This is a genomic window from Nocardioides dubius (assembly GCF_039528155.1).
GTDB classification, from domain to species: domain Bacteria; phylum Actinomycetota; class Actinomycetes; order Propionibacteriales; family Nocardioidaceae; genus Nocardioides; species Nocardioides dubius.
Map to the genome: position 1 here is coordinate 49,743 of NZ_BAAALG010000007.1, position 6,128 is coordinate 55,870.

The 6,128-nt window shown below is 70.5% G+C and carries 5 protein-coding genes; 2 read left to right on the plus strand and 3 right to left on the minus strand.

Going from position 1 to position 6,128, the window contains the following annotated elements:
* Positions 1 to 20: 20 nt before the first annotated feature.
* On the minus strand, positions 21 to 2,171 hold the full coding sequence (locus tag ABD151_RS09040; protein WP_343993491.1) for a DEAD/DEAH box helicase: 2,151 nt from the start codon (positions 2,169 to 2,171) through the stop codon (positions 21 to 23).
* Positions 2,172 to 2,406: 235 nt separating this feature from the next.
* Complete coding sequence (locus ABD151_RS09045) at positions 2,407 to 3,003, minus strand: TetR/AcrR family transcriptional regulator (RefSeq protein WP_343993493.1); 597 nt, start codon at positions 3,001 to 3,003, stop codon at positions 2,407 to 2,409.
* Between the two features lie 82 nt (positions 3,004 to 3,085).
* On the opposite strand from ABD151_RS09045, the gene ABD151_RS09050 reads away from it, so the two are divergent.
* The gene (locus tag ABD151_RS09050; RefSeq protein ID WP_343993495.1) at positions 3,086 to 3,874 is read left to right on the plus strand and encodes an SDR family NAD(P)-dependent oxidoreductase; all 789 of its coding nucleotides are present in this window, start codon (positions 3,086 to 3,088) and stop codon (positions 3,872 to 3,874) included.
* A gap of 48 nt (positions 3,875 to 3,922) precedes the next feature.
* On the opposite strand, the gene ABD151_RS09055 is transcribed toward ABD151_RS09050, so the two are convergent.
* Positions 3,923 to 4,357 carry a hypothetical protein gene (locus tag ABD151_RS09055; protein ID WP_343993497.1) on the minus strand — a complete coding sequence of 145 codons (435 nt, stop codon included), beginning with the start codon at positions 4,355 to 4,357 and terminating at the stop codon, positions 3,923 to 3,925.
* Positions 4,358 to 4,536: 179 nt separating this feature from the next.
* Here ABD151_RS09055 and ABD151_RS09060 point away from each other — a divergent pair, with 179 nt between their 5' ends.
* Positions 4,537 to 6,102 (plus strand): carboxypeptidase regulatory-like domain-containing protein, encoded by a 1,566-nt coding sequence (locus ABD151_RS09060; RefSeq protein ID WP_343993499.1) that lies wholly within the window; start codon positions 4,537 to 4,539, stop codon positions 6,100 to 6,102.
* Positions 6,103 to 6,128 lie beyond the last annotated feature (26 nt).

Here is a 6,128-nt window from a genome sequence, read left to right on the forward strand (position 1 = left end):
GGTCGTCTCGGCGGTGTCGATCAGGCCTTGGCGAGCGTTGCCGCGCGCTCGGTGAGCGCGTCGGCGAGAAGTCCGGCCAGGGCCTCGACCTGGATGTCGGCGGAGTCCACGATCTCCTCGTCGGAGCCGTCGAGGGCCCGTGCGGCCAACGACGCCTTGGAGTCGATCAGCTGGGCGATCCGGGCGTCGATGGTCTGCGCAGCGATCAGACGCCATGCGGTGACCGGCTCGGTCTGGCCGATCCGGTGCACCCGGTCGATCGCCTGGGTCTGCTCCGCGTTGGTCCACGAGAGCTCGGCGAGCACCACGTTGGAGGAGACCTGCAGGTTGAGGCCGACGCCCGCGGCCGTCAGCGAGCAGACGATGATCGCGACGTCGGGGTCGTTGACGAACGCGTCGATCTGCGCCTGGCGCGCCGTCGAGGACTGGTCGCCACGCACCGTGGCGTAGCGCAGGCCGCGCTGGGTGAAGTACTCCTGCGCCGCATCCATGACGTCGATGTGCTTGGCGAAGAAGACGACCTTGCCGGTGCTGTGCGCCAGCTGGGCGGCGTAGTCGGCGGCCATGGTGACCTTGGCCTGGCCGATCCGGCGGACCATCGAGAAGACGTTCTGGCCGCTGCTCGAGTCGTTGGCGTCCGACACCTCCCAGCTCGCCACCCGGCGAACCAGGTCGAGGTCGACGACCCGCGGGTCGAACTCCTCGTCGTGCTTGGCGGCCCGGGTCGAGAGGGCGGCGTCGTAGCGCTGCATGAGGCGGGTGGCCAGCTCGCGCTCGGCCTCGCGGATGGAGCGGCCCAGGGCGCCCTCCAGCTCGACCGGGAGGTCGGCGACCCGGCGCGCCGGGATGTCCGCGGCGACGTCGACCTTGCGGCGGCGCACGATGCCCATGTCCACCACGGCGGAGCGCGCGGCCGGGTAGAAGGCGTGATCGATCGGGGTGAGCCCGGTCCGCTCGAGGGCCGCCATCAGCTCACGGTTCGGCACCTTGGCGTCGATCCAGCCGAGGAACTCCCAGATCGCCCGGAAGTCGTCGATGTCGTTGATCAACGGGGTTCCGGTCAGCGCCATCAGCAGCGGGCGGCCGGCGCGACGCCGGATCCGCTCGGCGATGTCGAGCACGTTGCGCGAGCGCTGCGACTTGCGGTTCTTGATGAAGTGGGCCTCGTCGACGACCATGCCGCGGAAGCCGTGGTTGCCCATCCAGCCGACGTGCCGGTCGAGCACCTCGTAGTTGATCACCACGATGTCGGCGAAGCCGTCCATGGTCGCGCCGTCGCCGTTGATCACGGTGACCTTGCGGGTCGGCGTCCAGGCCTGGGCCTCGCGGGCCCAGTTGGTCTTGACCACGTTCGGCACCACGCACAGCAGCGGGTAGGCACCGGCGGCCTCGGCGGCGAGCAGCGCCTGGGCGGTCTTGCCCAGACCGGGCTCGTCGGCGAGCAGATAGGTGCGGTGGCCCTGCGCAGCAGCGGTGATCACCTGCGCCTGGTGCAGCATCAGCTCGCGACCGGTGTTGGTGACGGTGCGGGTGGGCTCCGGCAGCGCCATCGACGAGCGCGCGCCCGGCTTGGCCTGCTCGAAGGAGTTGAGCAGGGGCTCGATCAGCTCCCAGCCGATCAGCCGTCGCTCGCTCGGCATCTCCACGGGCTCGACGTACTCCGGCTTCTGGAACGGGTGCGAGAGCTGGGCCGAGACCACGCTGCGCGGCGTCACCTGACGCTCGTGGCGCGCGATCGCCTCCGGGTCCTCGGCGGCGGGCTCGGGCTCCGGCGCGGGCTCCATGCCACCGGCGATCTGCAGCTCCCGCATCAGCCGCTTGGCGGAGTCGGAGATCTCCGCCTCGTCGGCCAGCAGGTGGAAGAACTGCGGCTCGCGCGCCGCCGTCTGGGCCAGGATCGTGGCGATGCCGTCGAGTCGCTTGAGCTGCCCGTCGCGCTGCGCGTCGCTGAGGCTGGCCGCCTTGACGCGCTGTCGCTCGTCGCGGGCCAGCAGCGCGATCACCTGGAACTTGGTGTGCGTGCCGTTGGAGATCTGACGCCGTTGGACGTCGTGCTCCACCTCGCGCACGGCCTTGGCGAGGACCGGAATGATGCCCTCGTTGTCACGGGGACGACGTTGCCCGCGCTGACCGCTCTGGTTTCCGGAACGGCCCTGACGTCGTGATGCCAAATCGACTCTCCTCGAGACCCGCACGACACGCGTGGGGCCGGGCGGGGCTTGCACACCCCACGAACGGACTTGCCGGACACTGCGCAGCGACGCCGATGGGAGCTGGCTGACGATCACGATGCCCGGACGGCGGGAGCTCCTGCACAAGCGCAGACGAGGCCCGGCCGATGGCAGCCATCCTACACCCAGCCCCTGCGGGCGGTGATGATTCGCATCAGGTCGCAGCGCGGCGGCGTCAGGACCACCAGCGGCTGAGTCGCTCGAAGGTCTCGCGTGCCGCGTCCCCCAGCGGCGCCCCCGACGGCGCGCCGTCCGCGGCCCACCGCTCGAGGGTGATCCGGATCGCCGCGGTGGCGGCCTCAGCCAGCAGGGGTGCCGCCAGCGGGTCGTCTCCGTCGAGGTGGACGGCGAGGATCGACTCCAGCACACGGCAGGAGTCGCCGTTGACCTTGTCCCAGACCCGGCGCAGGTCGTCGTCCTCGAGCATGGTGAGAACGAGGCCCCGGGTCAGCGCCTGGCCCGGTCCGTCCTCGTCGACGGCGAGAGCGTGGGCGACGACGTCGGCGATGGCGGCGCGCAGGTCGGCGCCCGGCGCGATCCCGCCGAGCTGCTCCTGCCAGCGCTCGGCACCGACCTCGAGCAGCGGGATGACGGCGTCCTGCTTGAGGTGGGCATGGCGGTAGAAGGTGCGCAGCGAGACGCCGGCCGTCTGGGCGATCTCCTCGGCACCGGTTGCTGCGACTCCCCGCTCAGCGAAGAGCCGCGCCGCGGCCTCGGCGATCGCGAGTCGGGTGGCGCTTCGGCGTCGGGCGACGAGTCGGGCACTGTCCATGACCGGAAATCTACTGGTGCATTTCATGGCACGTCGTGCCACACTGGCGCAACATGCCATTGGGGTCTTCAGGGAGGTACACATGAACCGTTACGACGAGCGCCGGGTCCTGGTCACCGGAGCCGGGTCCGGGATCGGGCAGGCAACCGTGCTCCGCATCCTCGCCGAGGGCGCGAGCGTCGCCGCGGCCGACATCTCGGCGGCCGGCCTGGCCGACACCGTCGCCAAGGCCGGACCGCACGCCGACCGGGTCACCGCCGTGCTGATGGACGTCGGCGACGAGCAGTCGGTGATCGAGGGCGTCGCTCAGGCCGCCGCCGCGCTCGGCGGCCTCGATGCCGTCGTCAACGCCGCCGGCATCCTCCGCTCCTCACACACCGCGACCACCTCGGCCGCCGAGTTCGAGCACGTGCTGCGGGTCAACCTGGTCGGCACGTTCCTGGTGATCCGGGAGGCGATCGCCCCGCTCCGCGGCGGCGACGCGCCGGCGGTGGTCAGCTTCAGCTCCACGTCGGCACAGTTCGGCCACCCCTACATGGCCGCGTATGCCGCCAGCAAGGGCGGCATCCAGTCGATGACGCACGCGCTCGCCGCCGAGTTCGCCGGCGACGGCATCCGCTTCACCAGCGTGCAGCCCGGCTCGATCGCCTCCGGCATGACCACCGGCGAGACCACCAGCGAGGCCAACGCTGGCCCCGGCCTGCCCGACGACGCCGACTACCGGCTCTTCGCCAAGATGAGCCCGGCACTGAGCAAGGGCGCCTTCGCGGGGCCGGACGCCGTCGCGGCAGTGGTGGCGATGCTGGCCAGCAAGGACGCCTACTTCGTCACCGGCGCCGAGGTGCGGGTGGACGGCGGCGCCCACCTCTGAGGTGAGCCGGCCCGACTCTGAGGTGAGCCGGCCCCACTCGGGCTCGGCTCAGGCGAGGGTCCAGCGGCCGGGGCCGCTCTTGGTCATCACGCCCTGCGCGATCAGCTGCTGGCGCGCCTTGCGGGCCGCCAGCTGCCAGCGCAGCTCGCCCGTCGGCGTCTTGTCCTGATCGCCCGGACGGAAGTGGTCGCCGAGCCGCTCGGCGATCTGCTCGAGGACCTCGTCGTTGCCGAGGTCGCCGCCCGCCTCCTCCAGGATCGCGATCACCATCGGCTCGAGCTCGGCCGACGAGGTCCAGCGGCGCTGCGTGGCGCGTGCGCTCACCGGCGGCTCGTTGCTGACAGCCACCCGGCGGGTGGTGGTGGTCTTGCGCGGAGCGGGCGCCGCCTTGGGGGCCGGCGGGGGCGGCGTAGGAGCGGGCCGGCCGTGGTGGCACTCGCTCAGTCGAAGGTCGCACAGTTCGCAGTAGTCGTCGCCGTTCATCGCCCTCGATCCTATCGCCGCTCGGTGCGGCGGACGAGGGCGGTCGCCCGGAGTGGCCAGGGGCGGCCGGGTCAGCTCTCGGCCTCCAAGAGGTTTGAAACACCAACCATGGGGTAGACAGGTGCGCGGGGGCCTTCGCACGACGACGCGGCACCCCACCCGTTCGCCGAAGGAGCCCCATGCAGACCAGACTCGCCCGTGCCCTGACAGCGCTGATCGCTGCCGTGGCCCTCGCCCTCACCGGACTCGCGGTGACGCCCGCCCAAGCGGCCACCGGCACGATCACGGGGAAGGTGCAGGCCAAGGACGGCGCGACGACGTCGAACTACCAGGGCGCCAACCTCTATCTCGCCCGCTACACCGACGCCGACGACTTCTTCAGCGAAGAGGTCGGCTCCGCCACCTCGAGCAGCACCGGCACGTTCAGCTTTCCCAACCTGGCGAACGGCCGCTACCGACTGCGGATCTATCCGGCTGGCGAGTACAGCACGCCGGGCAACTACGGCTACGAGTACTACGACAACGGCTGGAGCCCGTACGAGTCCACCACGATCGTGGTCTCGGGCGGCACGGTCACGCTCAACTCGATCGTGCTGGAGAAGATCGGCTGGGTGACCGGCAAGGTCACCGACCAAGACGGCGCTCCGGTGCCCAACGCCAACATCAACGTCGCCAAGGACGAGTCCAGCGGCGGCTACGGCTTCCGCACGGACGCCAACGGGAACTACGACACCCGCACCTTCCCGGAGACCTACAACCGCAACCTGATCCCGGGCACCTACTCGATCAGCAGCAACGGGCCGAGCAACTACGGCGCCGACGAGCCCGTCTACGCCTCCACCGCCAAGAGTGTGACGGTCTCCGCCAATGCAGGCACGGTCGCCAACATTCAGATCAACCGGCTCAAGACCACTGTGTTCACCGTGCTCGACACGAACGGCAAGGCGCTCAAGCGCTCGCCGATCGAGCTGCTCATCCAGCGCACCCCCGGTGGTGCGTACGAGCTGCCCCAGTACGGACCGATCGAGACCGACGACCAGGGCAAGTTCCGGCTCATCGAGCCCAACAACTACAAGCTGCGGTTCCGCACTCCCGCGGGCTACACCGGCACCGGCGTGCCCGAGTGGTGGAACGGTCCGGCCGGACAGGGCGCCTCGTCGGTGAACGACGCGGCCGTGGTCGATTGGCCGGCAGGTGCCCCCTACGAGCGCGCCTACACCGTGCGGCTCGACCCCGCGCCGGTGGTCACCGGCACCGCGCAGCCCGGCCGGGTCGTAACGGCCACGTCGGCCCAGTGGGACGCCGGCACGACACAGAGCTACCAGTGGCTGGCCAACTCCGCCGTGATTCCCGGGGCGACGTCGCGGACCCTGCCCGTGACCAAGGCCCTGATCGGCAAGTCGGTGGCGGTGCGGGTGACCGGCACGCTCGCCGGCACCACCGTGATCCGCACCTCGAAGGCCACCAAGGTTCTGGGCAAGCTCTCCGCCGGGACGCCGAAGATCACCGGCACCGCCAAGGTCGGCAAGGTGCTCACCGCCAAGCCCGGCACCTGGAGTCCGAAGCCGTCCTTCAGCTACCAGTGGCTGCGCAACGGCAAGGCGATCAAGGGCGCCAAGAAGGCGAAGTACAAGCTGGCGAAGAAGGACCGCGGCAAGCGGATCTCGGTCAAGGTGACCGGCAAGAAGGCCAACTACGCCACTGTCACGAAGACCAGCAAGCGGACTGCGAAGGTCAAGCGCTGACCGTCCCAGGACGGTAGCACCGCGGC

Bases quoted from the DNA above. Each gene is read 5' to 3' on its own strand.
- ABD151_RS09045 (WP_343993493.1), bottom strand. From the start codon at position 3,003: ATGGACAGTGCCCGACTCGTCGCCCGACGCCGAAGCGCCACCCGACTC.
- ABD151_RS09050 (WP_343993495.1), top strand. From the start codon at position 3,086: ATGAACCGTTACGACGAGCGCCGGGTCCTGGTCACCGGAGCCGGGTCC.
- ABD151_RS09055 (WP_343993497.1), bottom strand. From the start codon at position 4,357: ATGAACGGCGACGACTACTGCGAACTGTGCGACCTTCGACTGAGCGAG.
- ABD151_RS09060 (WP_343993499.1), top strand. From the start codon at position 4,537: ATGCAGACCAGACTCGCCCGTGCCCTGACAGCGCTGATCGCTGCCGTG.